This is a genomic window from Cupriavidus sp. GW823-FHT06D04 (assembly GCF_058795055.1).
The window spans coordinates 63,906-88,318 of sequence record NZ_JBXAHL010000003.1 but is presented as its reverse complement, the minus strand read 5'-3'; the positions used below and the strand labels follow the sequence as shown (position 1 = coordinate 88,318).

Genomic DNA, 24,413 nt, shown 5'->3' with positions numbered 1-24,413 from the left:
AATAACCGGTTGGATGAGAACACTTGTGTAGGAGTCGTGATGGCTGAGTCATCTGTTGGTCAGGGCGTCAAAGCGGACGCCGAAGCGGACGCAGAAGCGCACCGCCGCTTCAGGAATGCGTTGGCGATGTTTGCAACAGGCGTTGCCGTGATTACCGCGCCGCGCGAAGAAGGGCTGCCGGTCGGCATCACGGTGGCGTCGTTCAACTCGGTATCGCTGGACCCGCCGCTGGTGCTGTTCTCGGTGGACCGCCGCTGCCTGAGCCTGGGCGACCTGCGCAGCGCGCGGCGCTATGCCGTCAACGTGCTGGCCGAGGCGCAGCAGGATATCTCGAACCGCTTCGCCAGGGCCAATTCCGGCAAGTGGGAAGGCATCGGTTTCAGCAAGCGCAACGAGGACAGCCACGTGCTGCTGCCGGACGCGCTGGCCACCTTCGAGTGCGAGCCCTATGCCATGCACGACGGCGGCGACCACGTGATCTTTATCGGGCGGGTGGTCCGTCACCAGGCCCGCCAGGACGGCCGGCCCCTCATCTTCTTTGGCGGCAAGTACCGGGCACTGGAAGACAGCCCGGCCGCCGCCTGAATCCACAAGAACAGACAGTCAGCACAGGAGAACGACATGATCAAGACCGGTAATCAGCACATTGTCATGCTGCGCGATGGGCGCGAGGTGTACCTGGACGGCAAGCGGGTGACGGATGTCACCAGCCACCCGGCCTTCCGCAACTCGATCCGCAGCTACGCCAACCTCTACGACTTCCAGGCGCAGCCCGGCAATGTCGACAAGATGACCTTCCAGCCAGCGGGCACCGACCGGCGCGTCAGCCGGATCTGGGAGCTGCCGACCAGCTACAACGAGCTGGTCGAACGCCGCCAGATGCTGGAAGCCTGGACCGAGCTGCACTACGGCTTCATGGGCCGCTCGCCCGACCACGTGGCCTCTTGCATCTCGGGCATGTACATGGGCATCGATGTCTTCGAGCAGGCCGATCCGGCACGTGCCGGCGCGCTGCGCGACTACTACCGCTATGCCCGCGACAATGACCTGTTCCTCACCTATGTGATCGTCAACCCGCAGGCCAACCAGTCCAAGTCCGCGCACGAGCAGGAAGACAAGTACCTGGCCGTGGGCATCGTCGACCAGGACGCGGAAGGCATCACCGTGCGCGGCGCCAAGATGCTGGCCACCAGCGGCATCATGGCCAACGAGGTCTTCTGCAGCTGCATCCAGCCGCTGCGCGAGGGCGACGAGATGTATGCGCTGTCCTTCGCGGTGCCGATGAACACCAAGGGGCTGAAGGTGATGTCGCGCAAGTCGTATGAAGCTAATGCCACCTCGGTGTTCGACAACCCGCTGGCCAGCCGCTTTGACGAGAACGACGCGGTGCTCTATTTCGACGACGTCAAGGTGCCGTGGGAGCGCATCTTCGTCGCGGGCGACGTGGGCTTGTGCGCCAGGCAATTCCACGCCACGCCGGCGCACGTCTACCAGAACTACCAGTGCCAGGTGCGGCTGATGGTGAAGCTGCGCTTCCTGGTGGGCCTGGCGCACCGCATCACCGAGATCAACGGCACCAGCAGCTTCCCGCAGGTCAGGGAAATGCTGGGCCAGCTGGCCGCAGAGGCGGGCATGGTCGAGGCCTGGGTCTACGGGATGGAAGCCAAGGGCCAGGTCGGCAAGCACGGCTACTTCGTGCCGGACCGCAGCATGCTGTACGGCTCGCAGGTGGTGACCCAGCAGCTCTACGGCAAGGTGCTGGCCACGCTGCGCGAGCTGGCCGGCGGCGGCATGATCATGCTGCCGTCGAGCATCGAGGATTTCGCCAATCCGTCCCTCGCCGGGATCATCGCCAAGACGCAGAAGTCGCCGGTGTGCAGCCCGGAAGAGCGCGTCAAGTTCTTCAAGCTCGCCTGGGACGCGGTCGGCTCCGAGTTTGCGTCGCGCCACAACCAGTACGAGATGTTCTATGCCGGCGCCACCTTCGTCACCAAGGGCCATGCCTATCGCACCTACGACTGGCAGAACGCATCCGGCCTGGTCGACAACATGCTCGGCAGCTATTCCCTCGAAAGCGAACTGGCCAAGCTGCCGCAGGCCGCCTGACTTCCCGCACCTTTCCCAATTCCCGCATCGAACACGGAGATCGACATGGCAATCACCAAACTTCACGACGAGTTCCACACCCTGGACCTGGAGTCCGGCTGGGAGGTCCCCCACGGCTATCCGTCGGGCATCCAGCAGAAGATCCTGTCCGGCTCGCTGGACGAGAACGGCCGCAGCGGCAGCCGTACGCGCCTGCTGCGCTTCCAGCCCGGCGTGTTCACCACCTCGCCCTTCGTGCATGAGTACTGGGAAGAGGTCTACCTGCTCAGCGGCGACCTGACTGTCGGCAACGACGCCAATGGCAAGGGCGGCGAAGCCTTCGTCCCCAACACCTACGCCTGCCGCCCGCCCGGCGCCTTCCACGGCCCGTTCAAGTCCGACGGCGGCTGCATGCTGCTGGAGATCCACTACTACGACCCGGCCTGATCATGGAAGCGACCATCGCAACCGCGCAGCGCCAGCTTGCCGCGGGCAGTGCCAACGCGCTGTCCTTGCTGGCGTCATGCGTCGAACGTATCTGCAATCCCGGCAGCGAAGGCGCTCGCGTATTCCCGCATGGCGTGAGCATGGCGGCGCGCAAGCAGGCCCAGGCCAGCGACATGCTGCGCGAGCAAGGCGTGGTCGGGCCGCTGGCGGGCGTGCCGGTATCCGTCAAGGACCTGTTCGACGTGCAGGGCGACGTGACCCGCGCCGGCGCACGTGTGCTGCCGGAGCGTGCGGCCAGTGCCGACGCGCCGGCCATCGCGCGCTTGCGTGCGGCGGGGGCGGTGTTTGTCGGACGCACCAATATGACCGAGTTCGCCTACTCGGGCGTCGGCATCAATCCGCACTACGGCACCCCACGCAATCCCTACGACCGGCAAGCCGGCCGCATTCCGGGCGGCTCGTCGTCAGGCGCTGCGGTGTCGGTGACCGACGGCATGGCCCTGGCGGCGATCGGCTCGGACACCGGCGGTTCGTGCCGGATCCCGGCGGCATTGTGCGGCATCGCTGGCTTCAAGCCCACGGCGCGGCGCGTGCCGCTGCAGGGCACGGTGCCGCTGTCGCCCAGCTATGACTCGGTGGGCTGCCTGGCCAACACCGTGGCGTGCTGCGCCGCCATTGATGCCGTGATGGCAGGCGAGGCGCCGCCCGCGGGGCCGGCGCCGCTGGCCGGGCTGCGCCTGGCGGTGCCCAGCGGGCTGGTGCTGGAAGGCATGTCGGACGAGGTGGCCGAGGTCTTCAGCCGCACGCTGCGCCGGCTGTCCGCGGCGGGCGCGCTGCTGCAGGACGTGAGCTTCGACAGCTGGGACCAGCTGGCCGGCATCGGCGCGAACGGCGGCCTGGTCGCAGCGGAAGCCAGTGCCTGGCACGGCAGCTTGCTGGCTGAGCAGGCCGATCGCTATGACCCGCGCGTGCTGTCGCGCATCCGGCTGGCTGACGGGCAGCGTGCCGCCGACTACCTGCGCATGCTGCAGCGCAGGGGCGAGCTGTGCCGGCAGGCCGATGCCGAGCTGGCGGGCTTCGACGCCGTGGTCCTGCCCACCGTGCCGGTCGTGGCGCCGCGCATCGCGAACCTGGACGACGACGAAGCCTTCTTCAGCACCAACCGGCTGCTGCTGCGCAACCCGGCCATCGCCAACATGCTCGACCTGTGCGCGCTGTCGGTCCCGTGCCATCGCCTGGGCGACGCACCGGTGGGACTGATGCTGTTCGGGCGCCACCTGTCCGACCGCAGGCTGCTGGCCATCGGCATGGGCATCGAGGCGGCATTGAGGCACGAGCGGGGCTGAGCCCCCGCAGCACTACAGAAGTACCCATAACTACAGTGGAGACAACAATGCCTGATATCCGTACCGGCGCCGCCGTACTGGCCTGCGCCACCCTGTTCGCGGCGACTGCTTCCGCAGTCGACCCGGCCCCCATCAGCGACGGCGTGGTCAAGATCGGTGTGCTGACCGACATGTCGTCGATCTTCTCCGACATCGGCGGCAAGGGCTCGGTGGTGGCCGCGCAGATGGCCGTGGACGATTTCGGCGGCAAGGTGCTGGGCGCCCCCATCCAGGTGGTCAGCGCCGACCATCAGAACAAGACCGACGTCGCCGCCACGCTGGCGCGCGGCTGGCTCGACAACCAGAAGGTCGACGTGATCCAGGACGCGCTGCCGTCCTCGGTCGCGCTGGCCGTGTCCAACCTGGGAAAGCTCAAGCACAAGATCGTCATCGCCAGCGGTGCCGGCACCACGCGCCTGAGCAATGAAGACTGCTCGCCCTACACCATCCAGTATTCGTACGATACGTACGCCTTTGCCGCCAACACGGTCAAGACGCTGGCCCGGCGCGGCGACAACAGCTGGTACTTCCTGACGGTCGACTACGCCCTGGGCGCGTCGCTGGAGAAGGACGGCACCGAGGCGCTGTCCAGTGTCGGCGGCACCCTGAAGGGCAAGGCCAGGCATCCGATCAACTCCGCCGACCTGTCGTCCTACCTGCTGCAGGGACAGTCCTCGGGCGCAAAGGTGATCGGGCTGGCCAACGCAGGCGCCGACACGGTCAATGCGATCAAGACCGCTGCCGACTTCGGCATCAACACCGCGGGCAAGCAGAAACTGGCCGGGCTGCACATGTTTATCAGCGACATCCACAGCCTGGGGCTGCAAGCCGCGCAGGGCATGACGCTGACGACATCGTTCTACTGGGATCGCGACGACGCCACGCGCGCCTGGTCGCAGCGCTTCTTCGAGAAGACCGGACGCATGCCAACGCTTGTGCATGCCGGCGTGTACTCGTCGACCACTCACTATCTGAAAGCGATCCAGGCCGCGCGCACCGACGACAGCGATGCCGTGCTGGCGCGCATGCGAGAGACCCCGGTCAATGACTTCTTCGCGAAGAACGGCACGATCCGCGCCGATGGCCTGATGGTGCACGACATGTACCTGGTCGAAGTGAAGCGGCCGCAGGAGTCGAAGCGGCCGTGGGACTACTACAAGATCAAGACCGTGATCCCCGCGAGCGAGGCGTTCCGCCCGCTCAGCGCCAGCGCCTGCCCGCTGGTCAGGAAGTAAGCCCATATCCCTCACCGAGGTCGGCATTCCAGCCGGCGCTCCACCCCATTGCAGAGAGCAACCGATCATGAAGACCCTTACCTTTGAACTCGACAGCCGCCAGGGCAAGTCGCAACGCACCGTCACCATCCACCAGCTCATCGTGGCGGGCTGGACCGGCCGCGACGTCGAAGCCATGGAAGCCCACATCCGGGAACTGGAAGAACTGGGCGTCAAGCGCCCGCCCTATACCCCGGTGTTCTACCGTGTGGCTGCGCAACGCCTGGGGCCGGCCCCGGAGATCCAGGTCAGCGGCGAGGCCAGCAGCGGCGAAGCCGAGTTCCTGCTGGTCCGGGACGGCGATGACATCCTGGTGGGCATTGCCTCGGACCATACCGACCGCGAAGCCGAGACCTACGGCATCACCGTGTCCAAGCAGATGTGCGAGAAGCCCTGTGCATCGGCCTTGTGGCGCCTTTCCGAGGTGGAAGGCCACTGGGACCAACTGGTGCTGCGCTCCTACGCCACCATCGACGGCGAGCGCGTGCTGTACCAGGAAGGCCCGGTGACCGCCATGCGCTCCCCGGCGGACCTGCTGCAGCGCTTCTGCGGCCATGGCGGCGAGTTCGGGGAAGGCTCTGCGATGCTGTGCGGAACACTGCCCGCGATCGGCGGCATCCGCCCGGCCGAGCGCTTCGAGATCGAGCTGGAAGACCCGGCGCTGGGGCGCACGCTGCGCCACGCCTACGCGGTCGCTGCGCTGCCCGTGGCGGGCTGAGCATGCCGCGCCATCCCCACTGCCACGGCAGCGCCACGGAGTCACGGCCATGCACCACGACCTGATACTAGAGACCCGCAACCTCGGCAAGGCCTTCCGCGGCTTTACCGCGGTGAGCGACGTCAACCTGCGGGTACGCCGCGGGTCGATCCATGCCTTGATCGGGCCCAACGGCGCCGGCAAGACGACTTGCTTCAACCTGCTCACCAAGTTCCTGGAGCCGACCACCGGCACCATCCTTTTCAACGGCATCGACATCACCCGTGAAAAGCCCGCGCAGATCGCGCGGCGCGGCGTGATCCGTTCGTTCCAGATCTCGGCGGTATTTCCGCACCTGACGGTGATGGAGAACGTGCGCATCGGGCTGCAGCGGCAGCTCGGCACGGCGTACCAGTTCTGGCGCAGCGAGCGCTCGCTGGACGTGCTCAATGACCGCGCCATGGAGCTGCTCGAACAGGTCGGCCTGACCGAGTTCGCGCAGACGCTGACGGTGAACCTTCCATACGGCCGCAAGCGCGCGCTGGAGATTGCCACCACGCTGGCAATGGAGCCCGAGCTGATGCTGCTCGACGAACCCACGCAGGGCATGGGCCACGAAGACGTGGACCGCGTCACGCAGCTGATCAAGAAGGTTTCGGCGGGCCGCACCATCCTGATGGTGGAGCACAACATGAGCGTGGTCTCGTCGATCGCCGACAAGATCACCGTGCTGCAGCGTGGCGCGATCCTGGCCGAAGGGCCGTATGCGGAAGTCTCGAAGGATCCGCGCGTGATGGAGGCCTACATGGGCACCGTCGACGCGGACCTGCAGGGCGCGCACTGAGACGGGAGACCAATGAGATGACGACATCCAACACACCCGCGCTCGAGATCAGGGACCTGCACGCCTGGTACGGCGAATCGCACATCCTGCATGGCGTTGACCTCACCGTGAACCGCGGCGAAGTGGTCACGCTGCTGGGCCGCAACGGCGCTGGCCGCACCACCACGCTGCGCGCGATCATGGGACTGACCGGCACGCGCAAGGGCTCGATCAAGGTCAATGGCCACGAGACCATCAGCCTGCCCACGCACAAGATCGCGCACTACGGCATTGGCTATTGCCCCGAAGAACGGGCGATCTTCTCCAGCCTCTCATGCGAAGAGAACCTGATGCTGCCGCCGGTGCTGAAGGGCGCCGACACCAGCAAGGGCATGAGCGAGACCGATATCTACGAGATGTTCCCGAACCTGAAGGAGCGCCGCCAGAGCCAGGGCACGCGTCTTTCCGGCGGCGAGCAGCAGATGCTGGCGGTCGGGCGCATCCTGCGCACCGGCGCCAACCTGCTGCTGCTCGATGAAATCTCGGAAGGATTGGCACCGGTGATCGTGCAGGCGCTTGCGCGCATGATCCTGATGCTCAAGCAGAAGGGGTACACGGTGGTGATGGTGGAGCAGAATTTCCGCTTTGCCGCGCCGCTGGCGGACCGCTTCTACGTGATGGAGCACGGCAGCATCGTCGAGCGCTTCGCGGCCAATGAGCTGCAGGCCAAGATGCCGGTGCTGCACGAACTGCTGGGCGTATAAGGAGCGACTCATGAATCTGTTTGAAATCCCGCTCCCGGCGCTGCTGTCGCAGCTGTTGCTCGGGCTCGTCAACGGCGCCTTCTACGCCATGCTGAGCCTGGGCCTGGCGGTGATCTTCGGGCTGCTGAGCGTCATCAACTTCGCGCACGGTGCGCTCTTCATGCTGGGCGCGGTGCTGGCGTGGGCCGGCATGACCTATGCGGGGCTCAGCTACTGGGCGATGCTGCTGCTGTCGCCGCTGGTGGTGGCCGCGCTGGGCGTGGTGATCGAGAAGACCATGCTGCGCTGGATCTACAAGCTCGACCATATCTACGGCCTGCTGCTGACGCTGGGCATTACGCTGGTGGTCGAAGGCATCTTCCGCTCGGTTTATGGCGTGTCCGGGCTGCCCTATGGACCGCCCGAGGCGCTGCAGGGCGCCTCCGACCTCGGCTTCATGCGCTTGCCCAATTACCGCGTGTGGGTGGTTGGGGCATCGCTGGCGGTCTGCCTGTCGACGTGGTACGTGATCGAGAAGACCAGGCTGGGCGCCTACCTGCGCGCTGGCACCGAGAACGCCAAGGTGGTCGAGGCGTTCGGCGTCAACGTGCCGCGGATGGTGACGCTGACCTATGGCTTCGGCGTGGCGCTGGCCGCGTTTGCCGGGGTGCTGGCCGCGCCGGTCATGCAGGTATCGCCGCTGATGGGCCAGAACCTAATCATCGTCGTGTTCGCGGTGGTGGTGATCGGCGGCATGGGCTCGATCATGGGTGCGATCCTGACCGGCTTGGGGCTGGGCGTGATCGAAGGGCTGGCCAAGGTGTTGTACCCGGAAGCATCTTCCACCGTTGTCTTCGTCATCATGGTGGTGGTGCTGTTGTTGCGCCCGGCAGGGCTGTTCGGAAAGGAGAAGTGATGAGCGGACAATCTATCGCCGCAATCGGCGTACGGCAGCAGCAGGTGGCGGGGCGCCTGCCAAAGCAGGTGATATACGGCGTGGTGCTGGCGTGCCTGCTGGCCGCGCCACTGGCCGGTGCGTATCCGGTGTTCGTGCTCAAGGTGCTGTGCTTCGCGCTGTTTGCGTGCGCCTTCAACCTGCTGATCGGCTATACCGGGCTGCTGTCGTTCGGCCATGCGGCCTTCTTCGGCGGCGCTGGCTATGCCGCCGGCCATGCCTTGAAGGTCTGGGGCGTGACCCCGGAAATCGGCCTGATCCTGGGCACCGCTGCGGGCGCGCTGATCGGCTACGTGGTGGGCTCGCTGGCCATCCGCCGGCAGGGCATCTACTTCTCGATGATCACGCTGGCGCTGGCGCAGATGCTGTTCTTTATCTGCCTGCAAGCGCCGTTCACCGGCGGCGAGGACGGCCTGCAGGGCATCCCGCGCGGCAAGCTGTTCGGGGTGCTGCCGCTGTCGGACGACCTGACGCTGTACTACGTGGCGCTGGCGATCATCGTGGCCGCCTTTGCGCTGATCGTGCGCACGGTGCATTCGCCGTTCGGGCAGATCCTGAAGGCGATCAAGGAGAACGAGCCGCGCGCGGTGTCGCTTGGCTATGACGTCGACCACTTCAAGCTGACCGCCTTCGTGCTGTCGGCGGCGCTGTCGGGGCTGGCCGGCTCGGTCAAGGCACTGGTGCTGGGCTTCGAGACGCTCAGCGACGTGCACTGGTCGATGTCCGGCATGGTGATCTTGATGACGCTGCTGGGGGGCCTCGGCACGCTCACCGGGCCGATTATCGGCGCGTTTGTTGTGATCGCGCTGGAGAACAAGCTTGGCGAACTGGGCGGCTACCTTGCGGCGGTGACGGGCATCGACTGGTTCAACGGGTTCGGTGAATCGGTGTCGATGGTGACGGGCATCATCTTCATCGTGTGCGTGCTGACTTTCCGCAAGGGGATTGTGGGGAGTTTGGGGCGCGGACCCGAATGAGGCGAAACCCGTCCATGCCCCTAGTTCTCTCCCCTCTCCCCTAAATGGGAGAGGGGGGAAAACATCTGCAAGTTCAGGCTCAGGCCTTGGCCAATGCCAGCGACGCACCCGGCGCGACTGCCAGCTTCGCGCCGAGATGCTGGTAGACAATCCCCGCCACCATATCCGCAGTCACCGCCGACAAGGTCCACCCCAGGTGCCCGTGCCCGGTGTTGTAGAAGATGCATGCCGTCCGCCCGCGCCCCACACGCGGCAGCATATCCGGCATCATCGGCCGCAGCCCGGCCCAAGGCACCACGCTGCGCGTGCTGACGCCGGGGAAGCACTGCTGCACCCATTCCACCAGCGGGCGGATGCGGTCGGCGCGGATATCGCGGTTGTAGCCATTGAACTCGGCAGTGCCGGCCACGCGGAAGCGGTCGTCGCCCAGGCGGCTGGTGACCAGCTTGGTTTCGTCGTCGAGCAGGCTCACCACCGGTGCCGCGGCGCGGCTGGCTTCATCGGTCAGGTTGACCGTGATCGAATAGCCCTTGACCGGATAGATGTTGACGCGGTCGCCCAGCCCCGCGGCCAGTGCGCGGCTGGCGGTGCCGGCGCAGATCACGGCGCCGTCGAAGGTGGAGCTGGCCGTGTCGGCGCCGTCCTGAACGGTCACGGTGGCGCGCCTGCCGTCGGTCTTCACCGCCCGCACGTCCTGGCCGTACAGGCAGCGCACGCCTAGCCGATCGATGGCCGCGGCCAGGCCGCTGGTGAACTTGTGGATGTCGCCGGTGGAATCGCTCTCGGTGAAATAGCCGCCATAGTAGGACCCGGCCAGCGTCGGCTCGATCGCGCGCATCTCCTCGGGCGTCACGGCGCGGCGCTCCAGCCCGCCCTGCGCCAGCAGCGCTGAGACCCGGCCGGCATGGTCGAAGCCGGCCTTGTCGCGGTAGATATGGAGGATGCCTTCCTTCTTCAGGTCGAAATCGATGCCTTCCTGCGCCGCCCAGTCGAACAGGTGCTCACGCGCGGCGATGGCCAGGCGCGCGGTCTCGATGGTGTTACGGCGGTAGTGGGGGATCGCGGCGATGAACTCGGCGAACCAGGACAGCTTGTGCCAGCTGGGCCGGGGATTGAGTAGCAGCGGGGCGTCGTTGCGCAGCATCCATTTCATGCCCTTGACGATGGTCGACCAGTGGGTCCAGACCTCGGCGTTGGAGGCCGACAACTGGCCGCCGTTGGCGAACGAGGTCTCCATGGCGGCATAGCGGTGCCGCTCGAACAGCGTGACGGAGAATCCGCGCCGGGCCAGCGCGTAGGCCGTGGTGACACCCGTGATGCCACCGCCGATGACAGCGATTGATTTCATGATCTGCAGGTTCCAGGAACGTCGATGGTGGGAGCCCGGACGCAATATGCGTGGCGGACGCCCCCTCTGTTCTGGACCTGAGAGATTCACGACACCCGGCCGCCAGGGCGGGGTACGCTTGCTCCTTCGGTATGCCGGCGGACGATAGCGTCCGGCATTCTTCAGAGTGCACTGACTGGTGATGCCGGTCCTTTTGCCTGAGAGTTTCCGGGGCGGTTGCTCCTTCGGCGCTGTGCGCGGCGGGCGCCGCGATAGTCTCTCCCTGCATCACATTGGCTTGACGCCAATCGGGGCAATGTAGTGACAAGGTCCGACGTTGGATATGCGGGTTAACACTTAGGCGGCCTGCCGCCCGCGTCGCTATGTCGCATCGGCCTGCGTCCCCATGCCCCATAAAATGTCAGCGCTCGCTCTCGGGGAGAAGCGCCGTATGCTGCGCTCAGGTGGAGTGAGCCAAAAAAAAAGACGACAACAAGGCTTTCCAGTGAAGAAAAATCGCATTGCACTGGCCGTTTCGGCGGTACTGATGGGCCCCGCCGTCGCCGCCGCCCAGGTGGTGGACGCGCTCGAGCCGCTGCAGGAGGTGGTGGTCTCGGCCAAGTCGGAGCGCGGCGAGACGCCGGCCATACCGCCCAACACGCCCTCGCCGGCCTACGGCATCAGCAGCCGCCGCATGGCCGACTTCAATGTGGTGAACACGGAAGACGCCCTCAAATACGCGCCCAACCTCGCCGTACGCAAGCGCTTCATCGGCGATATGAACTCGATCATCTCGGTGCGCAGCACCAGTTCGCGCCAGTCGGCGCGGGGGCTGGTCTATGCGGACGGCCTGCTGCTGTCCAACCTGCTGGGATCGGACTTCAGCTTCCCGCCGCGCTGGTCGCTGGTCAACAGCGCTGAGATCGAGCGCATGGATGTGCTGTACGGCCCGTATTCGGCGCTGTATCCCGGCAACTCGCTGGGTGCGACGGTGCTGATCACCACGCGCACGCCGGAGAAGTTCGAGGGCGATGCCAGCGTGCAGCTGTTCACGCAGCGCTTCAGCCTGTACGGCACGCACGACAACTTCAACGGGGTCCACGCCAACGCCTATGTGGGCGACCGCGTCGGCCCGTTCTCGTGGCTGGTCAGCGTGGACCGGCAGGACAGCAAGAGCCAGCCGCTGAGCTTCTATACCGCGGCGCGCTCCACGGCCCGTGCCACTTCCGCCGACAAGCCGGTCACCGGCGCCCACTTCGACCAGGACCAGACCGGCCGCGACCGCGTGGTGATGGGCGTGAACAGCGAGGGCGTCACGCATACCGTGCAGGACCAGCTCAAGCTCAAGCTTGGCTACGACATCACCAATACCCTGCAGGCGCAGTTCACTGCCGCCTACTGGCAACAGGACCGCTCCAGCGCCACGGGCAGCTACCTGCGCGATGCCAGTGGCAACGTGGTGTCGAACGGTCCAGTGAATATCGGCGGCTACGAGTATGTGATTCCCGCCAACGCCTTTGCCCCGAGCAATGGCGAGGACGCGCGCTGGCTCTATGGCCTGTCGCTGCGCACGCGCAACGAGACCGGCTGGAATTTCTCGGGCGTGGCGTCGCTGTTCGACGTCAGCAAGGACATCAGCCGCAGCGCCAACACCGTTGGCAGCGGGCCGGGCACGGTGACCTATGGCGACGGCACCGGCTGGCGCACGCTCGACCTGAAGGCCGACTACCGCCCGCAGCAGCTGCAGGGCGGGCACTGGGTCACGTTCGGCTATCACTACGACAACTACCGGCTGAGCAACACCACCTACAACACCTCGGACTGGCAGGCGGCCACCATCACCGCCTTCAACAACGCCTTTGCCGGCAAGACCGAGACCCAGGCGCTGTATGCGCAGGACGCCTGGTACTTTGCCGAGGACTGGAAGCTGATCCCCGGCGTGCGCTACGAACACTGGCGTGCCTATGACGGCAGCCGCAGCCAGCCCGGCGCGGATATCGGCTACCCGGTGCGCAGCGAATCCAACTGGTCGCCCAAGCTGGCGCTGGAGAAGGCCTTCGGGCAGGACTGGCTGGGCCGGTTGTCGCTGGGCCAGGCCTATCGCTACCCGACTGTCAGCGAGCTGTTCCAGGGCCGCATCACCGGGACCGCGCTGATCAACAACGATCCCAACCTGCGGCCAGAGCGGTCGTTCTCGAAGGACTTGACCTTCGAGCGCACGTTGGATTCGTCGTACTTCCGGGTCTCGGTGTATGAGGACGATATCCGCGATGCCCTGGTCAGCCAGACCAACACCACGGTATTCCCGACTGTCACCAGTTTCCAGAACGTCGACCGCGTGCGCACCCGCGGCATCGAGCTGGCCTATGACGCGCGCGATGTGTTCGTCAGCGGCTTTGACCTGTCGGCCAGCGGGGCCTACAACCATTCGAAGACGCTTGAGAACGCCAACAACCCGGCCTCGGTGGGCAAGTACTTCTACCGCATCCCCAAGTGGCGGGCCAACCTGATGGGAACCTATCGCATCACGCCGGCCTGGGCCGGCACGCTGGCCATGACCTATTCGGGGCGGCAGTACAATACGCTCGACAATTCCGACGTCAATCCCGACACCTTCGGCGGCACCAGCAGCTTCCTGACCTTTGACGTCAAGGTGACGTACAGGCCCGCGAAGAACGTGCGCCTCGGGCTTGGCATCGACAACCTCACCGACCAGCGCTACTACGTCTACCACCCGTATCCGGGCCGGACGTTCTACGCCGAGGCGAAACTTTCCTTCTGAGCACGTGAACAGGCTGACCACACCCATGCAAGGCGTTTGCCCCAGTTTCCGTCTGATCGTTGCCGGGCTGATGGCCGGCGCCGCGCTGGCCGCGACCGCGCAAACGCACGGCGATCACGCCGGCCACGGCAGCCAGGCCAAGACCGCGAAGATGAGCGAGCTGGGCACCGGCGCGGCCTTCGATCGCGAGGGCAAGCTGTGGGTCGCCTACAAGGACGGCCCTTACGTCGCGGTACGTGCATCGACCGACTACGGCCGCAGCTTCGGGCCGGCGCAGCATGTCAACAGCGTGCCGGAGCAGGTTGCCGCCGATCACGAAAGCCGGCCCAAGGTGGCCGCGGGGCGCGACGGCGAGATCTACGTCACCTGGACCCAGCCGCTGCCCAAGCCGTGGACCGGCTTTATCCGCTTTGCGCGCTCCACCGATGGCGGCAAGTCCTTTGCCGAACCGCTGACGGTGCATGCCAACCGCGACCAGATCGCACACCGCTTCGACGCCATCGCGGTGGACAACGCCGGGCGCGTCTTCGTCAGCTGGATCGACAAGCGCGACGTGGTTGCCGCCGAGGCGCGCAAGCAGCCGTACGCCGGCGCCGCGGTCTACTACGCGGTCTCGGCCGACCAGGGCAAGACCTTCCAGGCCGACTACAAGATCGCCGACCAGTCGTGCGAATGCTGCCGCATCGCGCTGTCGCCCACGCCTGACGGCAAGATGCTGGCGCTGTGGCGCCATGTATTCCCGCCCAACGCGCGCGACCACGCGCTGGCGCTGCTGGGCACCGACGGCAGGGCCACGCCGATGCAGCGCGCCACCTTCGACGACTGGCGCATCGACGCCTGCCCGCACCACGGCCCCGGCGCTTCGGTGGCGCCCGATGGCACGGTGCATATGGTCTGGTTCAACGTGCGCGAAGGCAAGCCCACGGTCTCGGTGGGGCGCTGGAAGGACGGCAAGCTGCTGGCACAGCGCCCGCTGGACGACCCGCGCGCGCAGCATGCCGATATCGTCGCGCTGAAGGACAACGAGATCGCGGTGACCTGGAAATCGTTCGACGGCCAGCAGACACGCCTGTCGGCGATGTTGTCGCAAGACGGCGGCAAGACCTGGCAGACGCGCAAGCTTGCCGGCACGGAGCGCGACTCGGACCAGCCGCACTTGCTGCAGCATGCGGGCCGCGCCTACGTGCTGTGGCGTACCGAGGCCGAGGGCTTCCAGGTGTTCCCGCTGGGCAAGGAGGGCGCATGATGCCATCCCGCCGCAAGCTGCTCGCCGCTGCCGTCCTGACCCTGGCGATGACTGCCGCCAATGCCGGCAGTGCGCCGGCCGAGCGCGTCGCCGTGTTCGCATCGGCCAGCGCCACCCAGCTGGCAGCCAGCCAGCAGGGCAAGCCCTTTGTGCTGGTGGTGTGGTCGCTCGACTGCGTCTATTGCAAGCGCAACTTCGACGCCATCGGCAAGCTGCGCGCGCAGCACCGGGACCTGCGCGTCGTCACGCTGGCGACGGACAACCCCGACGCGCTGCCACAGGTGCAGCAACTGCTCCAGCGCGTCAGGCTGACGCGCAACGCGTGGGTGTTCGGGCACGAGCCGCAGGAGCGGTTGCGCTATGCGGTCGATCCGGACTGGATGGGCGAGATGCCGCGCACCTACTTCTATCGCGCCGATGGCCAGCGGCAGGGCGTGTCCGGCGTGATCAGCGACGCCGACTGGGGCAAGCACCTGCGCTGGGCCGGCATCGCCGGCTGAGGCTGCGCCGGGAGCGGCTGCCCGTTCAATCCGGCTTGATCCCCGCGCGCGCAATGATCGGCTTCCAACGCTGCTGTTCCTGCGCGATAAAGCGCGAGAACTCCGCCGGCGTGTCGCCCACCACAATCGCCGCATCCGCGCTCAGGCGCTCGACCGACGACTTGCTCTTCACAGCTTTCACGGTGGCGTCCGCCAGCTTGTCGGCGGCCGCCTGGGGCAGAGACGCCGGTGCCAGCAGGCCATACCATTGCGTCATTTCGAAGCCGGGATAGCCTTGTTCGGCAACCGTCGGCACGTCAGGCAGCTGGGGAATGCGCTGGGTCGTGCCGGTGGCGATGCAGCGCAACTTGCCGGCCTTGATGAACTGGATGATCGCCGGTGCGCCGACGGCGGCCGCGTCCAGCCGCCCCGACAGCAGGTCGGTGATCTGCGGGCCGCTGCCGCGATACGGCACATGGGTGATGAAGGTGCCGGTCGCGGCCTTCAGGTATTCAAAGGCCAGGTGGCCGGCGCTGCCGTTGCCGGCCGAACCGTAGTTCAGCTTGCCGGGTTTGCTCTTGGCTAGCGCCACGAACTCCTTCAGGTTCTTCGCGGGCACGTCGGGGTGGACCACATACAGGCTCGGCACCTTCGACAGCAGCGAGATCGCGCGGAAATCCTTGATGGGGTCGTAGGGCAGCTTCGGGAAGATAAACGGATTGACCGCCAGCGTGCCGATATGGCCGAGGATCAGCGTGTGGTTGTCATCGGCGCGCGCGACTTCGCCCATCGCGATATTGCCGGCCGCGCCGGGCTTGTTCTCGACGAAGACTGACACGCCAAGCAGCTTGGTCAGCTCCGCCGCGGTGGAGCGCGCCACGATCTCCGAGCTGCCGCCCGGCGCGAACGGCACCACCAGCCGGATCGGCTTGGCCGGCCAGGCCTGGGCACGCGCCAGCGTTGGCGCCAGCGCGCACGCGCCCAGCGCGGCGGTGGTCTTGAGCAGATGGCGGCGAAGGGGATTGATCGAGGTCATGTATTTCTCCTGAAGGTTCTGTAGCTGGGCCGTGGTGGGGCAGGGGCGGTGCTGGCGGGTGCTATTCGGGCTTGATGTTGCCGTCCCGGATGACCTTGGCCCATAGCCGGGTCTGCCCGTCGATGAATTGCCGTGCCTGTGCTGGCGGCGCAGCCACGACCTCGCCGCCCAGCTCGGCCACGCGTTGCCGGATCTCGGGGCTGGTCATGACTTTCTGCAGGGCGTCAGCGAGCTTCGCTGCGATCGGGTCCGGCGTTGCGGCGGGCAGGAAAGCCGCGTTCCATTCATAGACCTCGTAGCTCGCCACGCCGGCTTCCTGCATGGTGGGCACGGACGGCAATGCCTGGGTGCGGGCATGGCTGGTCACTGCCAGCGGCTTGAGCTTGCCGGCCTTGATGTGCTGCAGGCTCGACGCCACGTTGGCAAAGAACAGCGGCACCTGGCCGGCGATGACATCGGTCATGGCGGGGCCGCCGCCCTTGTAGGGCACATGCAGTAGGTCGACTCCCGCGCGCTGCTCGAACAGCACGCCCGCCAGATGCTGCGCCGAGCCATTGCCCGAGGACGCAAAGGCGACCGAGCCTGGCTTTTGCCTGGCCATGGCCATGACGTCGCTGACCTTGCTGGCAGGGAAGCTCGCCGTGGCCACCAGCACATTGGGATAGCGCGCCAGCACGCCGACCGGCCGGAAGGCCTTGTCCGGATCGTAGGGCAGGCGCGGATAGAGGCTGGGATTCACCGCATACGAGGAGGCATCGACCATCATCGTGTAGCCGTCCGGCGCCGCCTTGGCGACATAGGCTGCACCGATCTGCCCACCGGCACCCGGGCGGTTCTCGACGATCACGGTCTGGCCCAGCTCGCGCCCGAGACCCGGGGCGATCAGCCGTGCCATCAGGTCCGCGCCGCCGCCCGGCGGATACGTCACCACGATCGTGATGGGGCGTGCCGGCCAGGCCGCGGCGGTGTCGGCGGCCTGCACCAGCGTGGTGGTGGTGATCATGGCAGCGATCGTGGCGGCGATCGCGTGGCGTGCGTGCATGGGTCTGTCTCCTCGGGTGCGGTCCGTCAGCGGACGTCCGCGGTATAGCGAAAGGCAAAGGCGTCGCCCCGCGTCAGCCGGTATTCGATGCAGCTGCCGCCCAGGTCGAAGGCATGCCGGGTCACGACCGCGCACGGGTGCGCATCCGGCAAGTCCAGCAAGGCGGCCTCGTCTGCTGCTAGCGTGCGGAAGGTCACTTCATCAACGGCGCGATGGACCGTAATGCCGCAGGCGCTGCCCAGCAGCGGGTAGAGCAGGTCGCCCCATTGCACCGGCGGGAGTTGCTGCAGGGCCTCGCAGCGCGGCAGCGGCAGCCAGATCGATTCCAGCAGCCGGGGCGTGTCATCCAGCCAGCGGCGGCGTGAAATTGCCAGCCCGCGTGCACCCGTCGGCAGCCCGAAGCGGGTTGCCATGGCCTTGTCCAGGCGCACGGCGCGGCACGACAGGATTTCCGAGCGCGGCACCGCCGGCGCGCCATCGGCGCCGCCGAAGCGGAAAAACCGCATCAGGCTGGCCCCGCTCAGTCCCTTGCGCACGAAGGTGCCCTTGCCCTGCACGCGCTCCAGCAGGCCCTGCTGGACCAGCACGGCGATGGCCTGCCGGATGGTGCCCAGCGCGATGCCGAACTCCTTGGCCAGCGCGCCTTCCGCAGGAATGGCGCTGCCGGGCGCCCACGCGCCCGAAACGATCCTTGCCTGCAGTTCCGCCGCAATCTGGCCGTAGCGGCTCAGGCCCGCGGCGGTGGTTGTAGTCTGGAGCAGCGCGTTGTCTGGCATGCCGAACCCGTGCTAAATTGATGTCAATGCCGATGTCCTCTAGAGGACTAGAATACTGACGCGGGTTCGGATGCCATATCCGGATATACCCGCGCCACTGAGCCGCGCCACGGAGGGACTGACTGATGAGCAAGCGCGCATTGCCGCTGGTGGATACCCACTTCCACGTCTTCGATGCCGGAGTGGCCGCGCCATCGGCCCGCTACCGGCCGCCCTATGCCGCCGACCTGAAGGGCTGGCACGTCCGGCTTGCAGAACTCGGAGAGCTGTATGGGGTAGTGGTGCAGCCCAGCTTTCTCGGCACCGACAATGCGGCGCTGCTGGCCGCGCTGCAGGCCATGCCCGGGCGCTTGCGCGGCGTCGCGGTGGTCGACCCGGAAGTGACGGACCAGGAACTGGCCACATTGCACGGCGCCGGCGTGCGGGGCATCCGCCTGAACCTGTATGGCGATCCGGACTGGCAGCGCATTGCCACCGCGCCGTGGCGCGGGCTGTTCTCCCGGATCGCCGGGCTGGGCTGGCATGTCGAACTCCATACCAGCAACGGCGATGGCGCCATGGTGCTGGCGCAGCTTGACGCGGCCCTTGGCGATGCCGGCGCGCCGGTCGTGCTTGACCACTTTGGCCGGCCCGGCCCCGCAGGAACCGCGGATGCGATCTTCGACGTGGCCACTGCCGTGCGCGCGCGCCGCCAGGTCTGGGTGAAGATCAGCGCGCCGTACCGGCTTGCATCCCCTCAGGACTGGCACGGGCTTGCGCAGCGATGGCGCGAAGTCGTGGGCGATGACCGCTTGCTGTGGGGCAGCGACTGGCCATGGACCAATCACGAGGCGCCGGCTCGGGTCGACGAGTGCCGGATGCTTGCCGCATGGCCGGGACAAGGGGCGTCCGGTGACAGCGAGGAGGCCGGCGCGGCCTTGTCCGCTGCGCTCCGGTGGCGCAACGCCGCAGCGTTGTACGGGTTTGCGGTGAAGGGATAGCGGGCGACTTGCGCCGCCGGCGTCAGTCCAGCGCGAGCACCCCGGGAATCGCCTCCACCAGCAAATCGATCGTCACCCTCAGCTTGTGCGGCAGGAAACGGGTGCGCGGCCACACCAGGTGCAGCGGGGTCCGGATGACGGAGGCTTGCGGCAGTACGCGCACCAGCGTGCCCTGGTCCAGCGGCTGCCGCACCAGCCACAACGGGACATTGACCAGGCCCGCGCCACGTATGGCTGCGGCGGCGATGGTGTCGATATCGTCAAAGCCGAGACGGTGCGCCAGTTCCGGCCGCGCGATATTGCCGTCGGGACCGGCAAGTGACCAGGGCACGGACTCGCCGCCATGCATGTAGACGAGGCAGCGGTGCGAGGCCAGGTCGGCAATGCTGGCCGGCGTGCCATGCTTGCGCAGGTACCCGGGCGCGGCGCAGAGCACCATCGCCTGCATGCCCAGCGGACGTGCCACCAGCATGTCGCTGTCCGGCAGGCGTCCGCTGCGGATGGCCAGGTCGATGCCGTCGTCAGCAAAGTCGACCAGCCGGTCGGTGAAATTCCCTTCCAGCCGCAACTCCGGATGACGGTCCGCCAGCTCCAGCAGCAGCGGCGCCACATGGTGGCGGCCGAACACCACCGGGGCGCTCACGCGAACCCGGCCGGCCGCTTCCCTGCGCCCGGCTTCGAGCATGAGCTGGGCGGCATCCAGGTCTTCCAGCGCCTGGGCACAGCGTTCATAAAAGGCCTGGCCGTCGTCGGTCAGCGCCAGGCTGCGCGTGGTGCGCACGAACAGGCGCGTGCCGACGCGTGCCTCAAGCCGGGCGATGGCCTTGCCGATGGCCGAGCGCGTCAGCCCCAGGCGCGCCGCGGCCTGGGCAAAGCTGCCGGCCTCCGCGGCGGCCACGAAGGCGGAGATCCCGGCCAGCCGGTCATGGGTAATTGGTTCCATAGGATCTACATGGGAAGGACATCGATTGCCCAATGGATCTGTCAGGGAATCAGTATAGTGGGTTCACCGTTTTCAACAGACCGGAGTACCCCATGACGTCCTCCATGCAACGCTGGCAACTGTCCGCTTTCGGCCGCAACAACCTGCGTCGCGTCGACGCGCCCATTCCCGTGCCCGGTCCCGGCGAGGTGCTCGTGCGGGTCCATGCAGTGGCCCTGAACTACCGCGACCTGCTGATCATCCAGGACGGCATGGGCATGCCCGTGCAGCCGCCGCTGGTTCCCGGGTCGGACATGCGCGGCGAGGTGGTGGCGATTGGCGAAGGTGTAGCCGACTTTGCCCCTGGCGACGCCGTGATCAGCACCTTCTTCACCGGCTGGCTCGATGGCGTTCAGCCGCGCCGCAGCATGCCGCTGGGCGTGCCTGGTCCCGGCATGCTTTCGGAGTACGTGGTGCTGGCAGAAGATTCGCTGATGTCGGCCCCGCGCACGCTCGACGCCGCGCAGGCCAGCACCCTGACCTGCGCCGGCCTGACGGCCTGGCAAGCCCTGGCCGAGGCCACGGTGACGCGGCCCGGCGACACCGTCGTGGTGATCGGCACCGGCGGCGTGGCCCTGTTTGCCGTGCAGATCGCCCGCGCACAGGGTGCGCGCGTGATCGTGGTGTCCGGCAGCGACGACAAGCTGGCGCGCGTGCAGGAGCTGGGCGCGGCGCATGGCGTCCATCGCGGCCGCACCGCTGACTGGCCGGCTGCCGTGCGCGAGCTGACCGGCGGCCGCGGTGCCGACCATATGCTGGAACTGGCTGGCGGAGACAACTTCGGCCGGTCGCTGGCCGCGCTGGCGCAGGGCGGCCGGATCTCGGTGATCGGCAACCTTCAGGGCGATGAGCTGCGCGCCAGCGTCTATCCGGTGCTGCATGGCCGCGTGACCGTGCAGGGGATCGGCGTGTCGCACCGGCGCGCGCTGCAGGACCTGGTGCGTGCCGTGGACTGGCTGGGGCTGCGCCCGGTGATCGAGCGCGAGTATGACTTCGGGGACTTGCCCGCGGCGCTCGACCACCTGGAACGCGGGGCCTTCGGCAAGGTGGTGGTGCGGCTGCGCTGAGGCGCGGGCCGGACTGCTATTTGCGAGCCTTGCCGCGCGCGCTCTTTTTGGCCGCGGCGGCGCGCGCCGCTTCTTTCTCGGCCGCCGCCGCTGCGCCCAACTGCTCCAGCCAGGACATGCCCTCGACATAGGACAGGAAATGCCGCAGGTATTCCGGCGAGGTCTCGCGCATCAGCGACAGCGAACGATGCACGAGATGGTCGGTATTGAGCGGCCCGGCATTCTCCGGCACGCGTTCCAGCGACAGGCGGAAGTGCTGCTCGACGCTGACCCTGGCCCAGGTTTCGCGGAAGTAGTCGGCCAGGGCATCGACCAGCGGCGCGTTGGACTGGGGGGCGTGTGCCGGCACCGGCGCGGGCGACCGTGCATCGTTCGAGGCGACCGCGACGGCGGGCCTGGCGCGCGCGGTGATGTCGTGCACGAGTGCGCCAAGCGCGCTGGCTGTCGGGCTGGACGTTGGCGTGGACGGCGCGCCACCATCGGCAATATCGCTATCGTTGCCTGTGTACCGCTGCACGATGGCTGCATACGCGGCGGCCAGACCTCGCAGGCGCTCATCCAGCAAGCCCCGCACCGCGCCACTGTGTCCGGCGCAGCGACGGGCCAGCGCCTCCATCAGGCGGAAGCGCACGGGATCGGCCTGGTCGGCGCCGCTGGCCTGCCAGGCGTCCAGTTGCGCGCGGATATCGGCTGCCACGTCGAGGCTAGCCATGCGGCTTCACCGTGCCCGCGGTCACGCGCGGCACCGGCGAGATCTCCACGCGCCGGTTCTTCGCGCGGCCCTCGGCATCGGCATTCGGTGTCACAGGCTGCTGCGAACCGAAGGCGGCCGAGAACACCGAGGTGGGCGGGATGCCGGCATCGATCAGGGTGCGGGTCACGGTCAGCGCGCGCTGCGCCGACAGCTCCCAGTTGTCGGCAAAGCGGCGATTGCCTTCGCGCACCTGCTGGTCGTCGGTAAAGCCGCTCACCATCAGGATCTCGTCGCGGCTGCGCAGGTAGGCTGACAACGGTTGCGCCAGGCTTTTCAGCAGATCGCGGCCGTCAGGTTGCAGCTGGTCTGAGTTGAGCGCAAACAGCACGTTGCCGCTGATGCCGATGCGCCCGTTCACCAGCGTCACGCGGCCGGCCGCCAGCGGCCCCGCCAGCGCCTTTTCCAGCGTCTCGCGGCGCTGTGCTTCCTCCTGCCGCTGCTTCACCTCGGCTTCCAGCCTGGCCGACAGTTCCATCTGCACGCCGATGACCCCCAGCAGGACCAGCACGAACGCGCCCAGCAGGACCGACATCAGGTCGCCAAAGACCGCCCACGCGGGAACGGTCGGCTCAACGCCGGCGTCAAGGTCCTCTCTCATGCCGCCTCTGCGCTGGGCGCTTGCTGGCCGGCGCGCTGCTGCAGGTCCTCAAGGATCTGCTTTTGCGACAGCATGCTCAGGTCGACGACTTCGCGCGCCTGCGCCACGTAGTAGGCCAGTTGCTCGTCGCTGCGCGTCATCGACTTGTCCAGCGCGACCTCGATGCGCTGCAGGTGGTCGATCAGCTTGCCGTTGGATTCGCTGAACAGCTGCACCGCCACGCCAAAGGCCTCGCCCAGGCTCGCGACTTCGACCGCGCTGCCGGTGACCTGCGCGGCGATGTCGGTGAGCTTGCCGGTTTCGGATTCGACCTTGTCGGTAAAGCGCGTGCCGACGCGGTCCAGCAGGTCCGCCGTGGTGGCGACCAGGGTGTCGACCACGCTGCGCTGCTCAGTGGAGGCATGATTCACGGCATCGAGCAGCGTGCCCAGCGTTTCCAGCATGCGGCTGCGTTCTTCCAGCATGGCGTTGTCGCGCGCCATGCCGTCGGTGAGCTTCTCGCGCAGTTCCGCGATGACCTCCGCGGCGGCCTTGGGCGCTTCGGATGCGGCCTGCATCAGGTGGGCAACTTCGGCGATGGTGCCGGTGGCCTGGGCCTGCGCCTGGGCTGCCATGTCGCGCGCGGTGACGGCCAGCGTCTCGCAGATTTCCTGCTGGCGGCTGACGGTGTGTGCGCTGGCCTGTTCCCATTCCTGGCGCAGCGATGCGGCCATGGTGCCGAGCGTATCGGTCCAGGCAGCCATGCGTTGCGCGTCCTGCGATGCCAGTTCCGCCTGCAATGTGGTGGCGGCCTTGGGTGCCTCGGCCGCGGCTTGCACCAGGCGGTCGATTTCGGCGAGGGTGGTGCTGGCATGCGCCTGCGTCTCGGTCGAGATCGCGCGCGCGGTCTGCGCCAGCGCCTCGCAGATCTCCTGCTGGCGGGTGGCGGCGTGCGTGCTGGCCTGTTCCCACTGCTGGCGCAGCGTGGCGGCGATGGTGCCGAGCGTATCGGTCCAGCTGGCAAAGCGCTGTTCATCGCGCGCAGCCAGCTCGGCCTGCAGCGCAACGGCCGCCTTCGGGGCGTCCGCTGCAGCCTGCACCAGACGGTCGATCTCAGCGAGGGTGCGACTGGCATGCGCCTGGGTCTGGGTCGAGATGTCGCGCACGCTCTGCGCCAGCGTCGTGCTGATCTCGTCCTGGCGGCTTACCGTATGCGCGTTCAGCTGTTCCCACTCCTGGCGCAACGCGGCCGTCATAGTGCCGAGCGTATCGGTCCAGGCGGCGAAGCGCTGTGCATCGCGCGAAGCCAGTTCCGCCTGCAGCGCGACGGCCGCCTTCGGCGCGTCCGACGCGGCTTGCACCAGGCGGTCGATTTCCGCGAGGGTCTGGCTGGCATGCGCCTGGGTCTGGGCCGAGATCTCGCGCACGCTCTGCGCCAGCGTCGTGCTGATCTCGTCCTGGCGGCTTACCGTATGCGCGTTCAGTTGCTCCCACTCCTGCCGCAACGCGGCCGTCATGGTGCCGAGCGTGTCGGTCCAGGCGGCGAAGCGCTGTGCATCGCGCGAAGCCAGTTCCGCCTGCAGCGCGACGGCCGCCTTCGGCGCGTCCGACGCGGCTTGCACCAGGCGGTCGATTTCCGCGAGGGTCTGGCTGGCATGCGCCTGGGTCTGGGCCGAGATCTCGCGCACGCTCTGCGCCAGCGTCGTGCTGATCTCGTCCTGGCGGCTTACCGTATGCGCGTTCAGTTGCTCCCACTCCTGCCGCAACGCGGCCGTCATGGTGCCGAGCGTGTCGGTCCAGGCGGCGAAGCGCTGTGCATCGCGCGAAGCCAGTTCCGCCTGCAGCGCGACGGCCGCCTTCGGCGCGTCCGAAGCGGCTTGCACCAAGCGGTCGATCTCCGCAAGGGTCTGGCTGGCATGCGCCTGGGTCTGGGCCGAGATCTCGCGCACGCTCTGCGCCAGCGTCGTGCTGATCTCGTC

23 protein-coding genes and 2 riboswitches are annotated in these 24,413 nt (G+C 67.3%); of the genes, 15 read left to right on the top strand and 8 right to left on the bottom strand.

What is annotated here, in order from left to right:
• The first annotated feature begins 39 nt into the window (after positions 1–39).
• From AC1Q7H_RS06480 to AC1Q7H_RS06435, 10 genes are all read left to right on the top strand, one after another.
• The gene (locus tag AC1Q7H_RS06480; RefSeq protein ID WP_013952145.1) at positions 40–585 is read left to right on the top strand and encodes a flavin reductase family protein; all 546 of its coding nucleotides are present in this window, start codon (positions 40–42) and stop codon (positions 583–585) included.
• Between the two features lie 36 nt (positions 586–621).
• Complete coding sequence (locus AC1Q7H_RS06475; RefSeq protein WP_013952146.1) at positions 622–2,106, top strand: 4-hydroxyphenylacetate 3-hydroxylase family protein; 1,485 nt, start codon at positions 622–624, stop codon at positions 2,104–2,106.
• Positions 2,107–2,151: 45 nt separating this feature from the next.
• Positions 2,152–2,532 (top strand): cupin domain-containing protein, encoded by a 381-nt coding sequence (locus AC1Q7H_RS06470; protein ID WP_010812510.1) that lies wholly within the window; start codon positions 2,152–2,154, stop codon positions 2,530–2,532.
• A 2-nt stretch (positions 2,533–2,534) separates the two neighbouring features.
• Positions 2,535–3,878, top strand: a complete 1,344-nt coding sequence (locus tag AC1Q7H_RS06465) for an amidase (protein WP_211979656.1) — start codon at positions 2,535–2,537, stop codon at positions 3,876–3,878.
• Positions 3,879–3,925: 47 nt separating this feature from the next.
• Positions 3,926–5,152, top strand: a complete 1,227-nt coding sequence (locus tag AC1Q7H_RS06460; RefSeq protein ID WP_211979657.1) for an ABC transporter substrate-binding protein — start codon at positions 3,926–3,928, stop codon at positions 5,150–5,152.
• Between the two features lie 67 nt (positions 5,153–5,219).
• Positions 5,220–5,909, top strand: a complete 690-nt coding sequence (locus AC1Q7H_RS06455; RefSeq protein ID WP_211979658.1) for a DUF2848 domain-containing protein — start codon at positions 5,220–5,222, stop codon at positions 5,907–5,909.
• Positions 5,910–5,958: 49 nt separating this feature from the next.
• On the top strand, positions 5,959–6,732 hold the full coding sequence (locus AC1Q7H_RS06450) for an ABC transporter ATP-binding protein (protein WP_492378878.1): 774 nt from the start codon (positions 5,959–5,961) through the stop codon (positions 6,730–6,732).
• Positions 6,733–6,749: 17 nt separating this feature from the next.
• Entirely contained in the window at positions 6,750–7,475 is a 726-nt protein-coding gene (locus tag AC1Q7H_RS06445) for an ABC transporter ATP-binding protein (RefSeq protein WP_013952151.1), read from the top strand.
• 10 nt (positions 7,476–7,485) lie between these two features.
• A complete protein-coding gene (locus AC1Q7H_RS06440; protein ID WP_013952152.1) occupies positions 7,486–8,370 on the top strand; it encodes a branched-chain amino acid ABC transporter permease in 885 nt (294 codons plus the stop codon).
• Entirely contained in the window at positions 8,370–9,386 is a 1,017-nt protein-coding gene (locus tag AC1Q7H_RS06435) for a branched-chain amino acid ABC transporter permease (RefSeq protein ID WP_211979660.1), read from the top strand. Before AC1Q7H_RS06440 ends, AC1Q7H_RS06435 begins: the two co-directional genes overlap by 1 nt.
• A 79-nt stretch (positions 9,387–9,465) precedes the next feature.
• Here the strand turns inward: AC1Q7H_RS06435 and AC1Q7H_RS06430 are convergent, their stop codons facing one another.
• Entirely contained in the window at positions 9,466–10,779 is a 1,314-nt protein-coding gene (locus AC1Q7H_RS06430; protein WP_330995911.1) for a D-amino acid dehydrogenase, read from the bottom strand.
• An 11-nt stretch (positions 10,780–10,790) separates the two neighbouring features.
• A riboswitch (glycine riboswitch) is annotated at positions 10,791–10,909 on the bottom strand.
• Positions 10,910–11,008, bottom strand: a riboswitch (glycine riboswitch).
• Positions 11,009–11,164: 156 nt separating this feature from the next.
• On the opposite strand from AC1Q7H_RS06430, the gene AC1Q7H_RS06425 reads away from it, so the two are divergent.
• Genes AC1Q7H_RS06425 through AC1Q7H_RS06415 form a run of 3 tightly spaced genes read left to right on the top strand, consistent with a single transcriptional unit; the run spans position 11,165 to position 15,241 of the window.
• Positions 11,165–13,495, top strand: a complete 2,331-nt coding sequence (locus AC1Q7H_RS06425; protein ID WP_013952155.1) for a TonB-dependent receptor — start codon at positions 11,165–11,167, stop codon at positions 13,493–13,495.
• A gap of 25 nt (positions 13,496–13,520) precedes the next feature.
• On the top strand, positions 13,521–14,741 hold the full coding sequence (locus AC1Q7H_RS06420; protein WP_211979662.1) for a sialidase family protein: 1,221 nt from the start codon (positions 13,521–13,523) through the stop codon (positions 14,739–14,741).
• Positions 14,738–15,241, top strand: a complete 504-nt coding sequence (locus tag AC1Q7H_RS06415) for a TlpA family protein disulfide reductase (protein ID WP_114136060.1) — start codon at positions 14,738–14,740, stop codon at positions 15,239–15,241. Before AC1Q7H_RS06420 ends, AC1Q7H_RS06415 begins: the two co-directional genes overlap by 4 nt.
• A gap of 25 nt (positions 15,242–15,266) precedes the next feature.
• On the opposite strand, the gene AC1Q7H_RS06410 is transcribed toward AC1Q7H_RS06415, so the two are convergent.
• The 3 genes from AC1Q7H_RS06410 to AC1Q7H_RS06400 all read right to left on the bottom strand — a co-directional run bounded on the left by AC1Q7H_RS06410 (position 15,267) and on the right by AC1Q7H_RS06400 (position 18,074).
• Positions 15,267–16,256 (bottom strand): Bug family tripartite tricarboxylate transporter substrate binding protein, encoded by a 990-nt coding sequence (locus AC1Q7H_RS06410; protein WP_035828322.1) that lies wholly within the window; start codon positions 16,254–16,256, stop codon positions 15,267–15,269.
• Positions 16,257–16,317: 61 nt separating this feature from the next.
• A complete protein-coding gene (locus AC1Q7H_RS06405) occupies positions 16,318–17,298 on the bottom strand; it encodes a tripartite tricarboxylate transporter substrate binding protein (protein ID WP_013952159.1) in 981 nt (326 codons plus the stop codon).
• Positions 17,299–17,324: 26 nt separating this feature from the next.
• Complete coding sequence (locus AC1Q7H_RS06400; protein WP_035828325.1) at positions 17,325–18,074, bottom strand: GntR family transcriptional regulator; 750 nt, start codon at positions 18,072–18,074, stop codon at positions 17,325–17,327.
• A gap of 125 nt (positions 18,075–18,199) precedes the next feature.
• Between AC1Q7H_RS06400 and AC1Q7H_RS06395 the strand changes: the two genes are divergently transcribed.
• On the top strand, positions 18,200–19,054 hold the full coding sequence (locus AC1Q7H_RS06395; RefSeq protein WP_211979663.1) for an amidohydrolase family protein: 855 nt from the start codon (positions 18,200–18,202) through the stop codon (positions 19,052–19,054).
• A 22-nt stretch (positions 19,055–19,076) separates the two neighbouring features.
• On the opposite strand, the gene AC1Q7H_RS06390 is transcribed toward AC1Q7H_RS06395, so the two are convergent.
• On the bottom strand, positions 19,077–19,997 hold the full coding sequence (locus AC1Q7H_RS06390; RefSeq protein WP_211979664.1) for a LysR family transcriptional regulator: 921 nt from the start codon (positions 19,995–19,997) through the stop codon (positions 19,077–19,079).
• A gap of 92 nt (positions 19,998–20,089) precedes the next feature.
• Between AC1Q7H_RS06390 and AC1Q7H_RS06385 the strand changes: the two genes are divergently transcribed.
• Complete coding sequence (locus tag AC1Q7H_RS06385; protein WP_211979665.1) at positions 20,090–21,103, top strand: zinc-dependent alcohol dehydrogenase family protein; 1,014 nt, start codon at positions 20,090–20,092, stop codon at positions 21,101–21,103.
• A gap of 16 nt (positions 21,104–21,119) precedes the next feature.
• Here AC1Q7H_RS06385 and AC1Q7H_RS06380 read toward each other — a convergent pair whose 3' ends face one another.
• The 3 genes from AC1Q7H_RS06380 to AC1Q7H_RS06370 all read right to left on the bottom strand — a co-directional run.
• Complete coding sequence (locus AC1Q7H_RS06380) at positions 21,120–21,815, bottom strand: DUF2894 domain-containing protein (protein ID WP_013952164.1); 696 nt, start codon at positions 21,813–21,815, stop codon at positions 21,120–21,122.
• The gene (locus tag AC1Q7H_RS06375) at positions 21,808–22,455 is read right to left on the bottom strand and encodes an OmpA family protein (RefSeq protein ID WP_013952165.1); all 648 of its coding nucleotides are present in this window, start codon (positions 22,453–22,455) and stop codon (positions 21,808–21,810) included. The genes AC1Q7H_RS06380 and AC1Q7H_RS06375 overlap by 8 nt, the downstream gene beginning before the upstream one ends.
• Positions 22,452–24,413: coiled-coil domain-containing protein (locus tag AC1Q7H_RS06370; RefSeq protein WP_492381058.1), on the bottom strand; the 1,962-nt coding region annotated here is incomplete at its 5' end. The genes AC1Q7H_RS06375 and AC1Q7H_RS06370, both read right to left, overlap by 4 nt.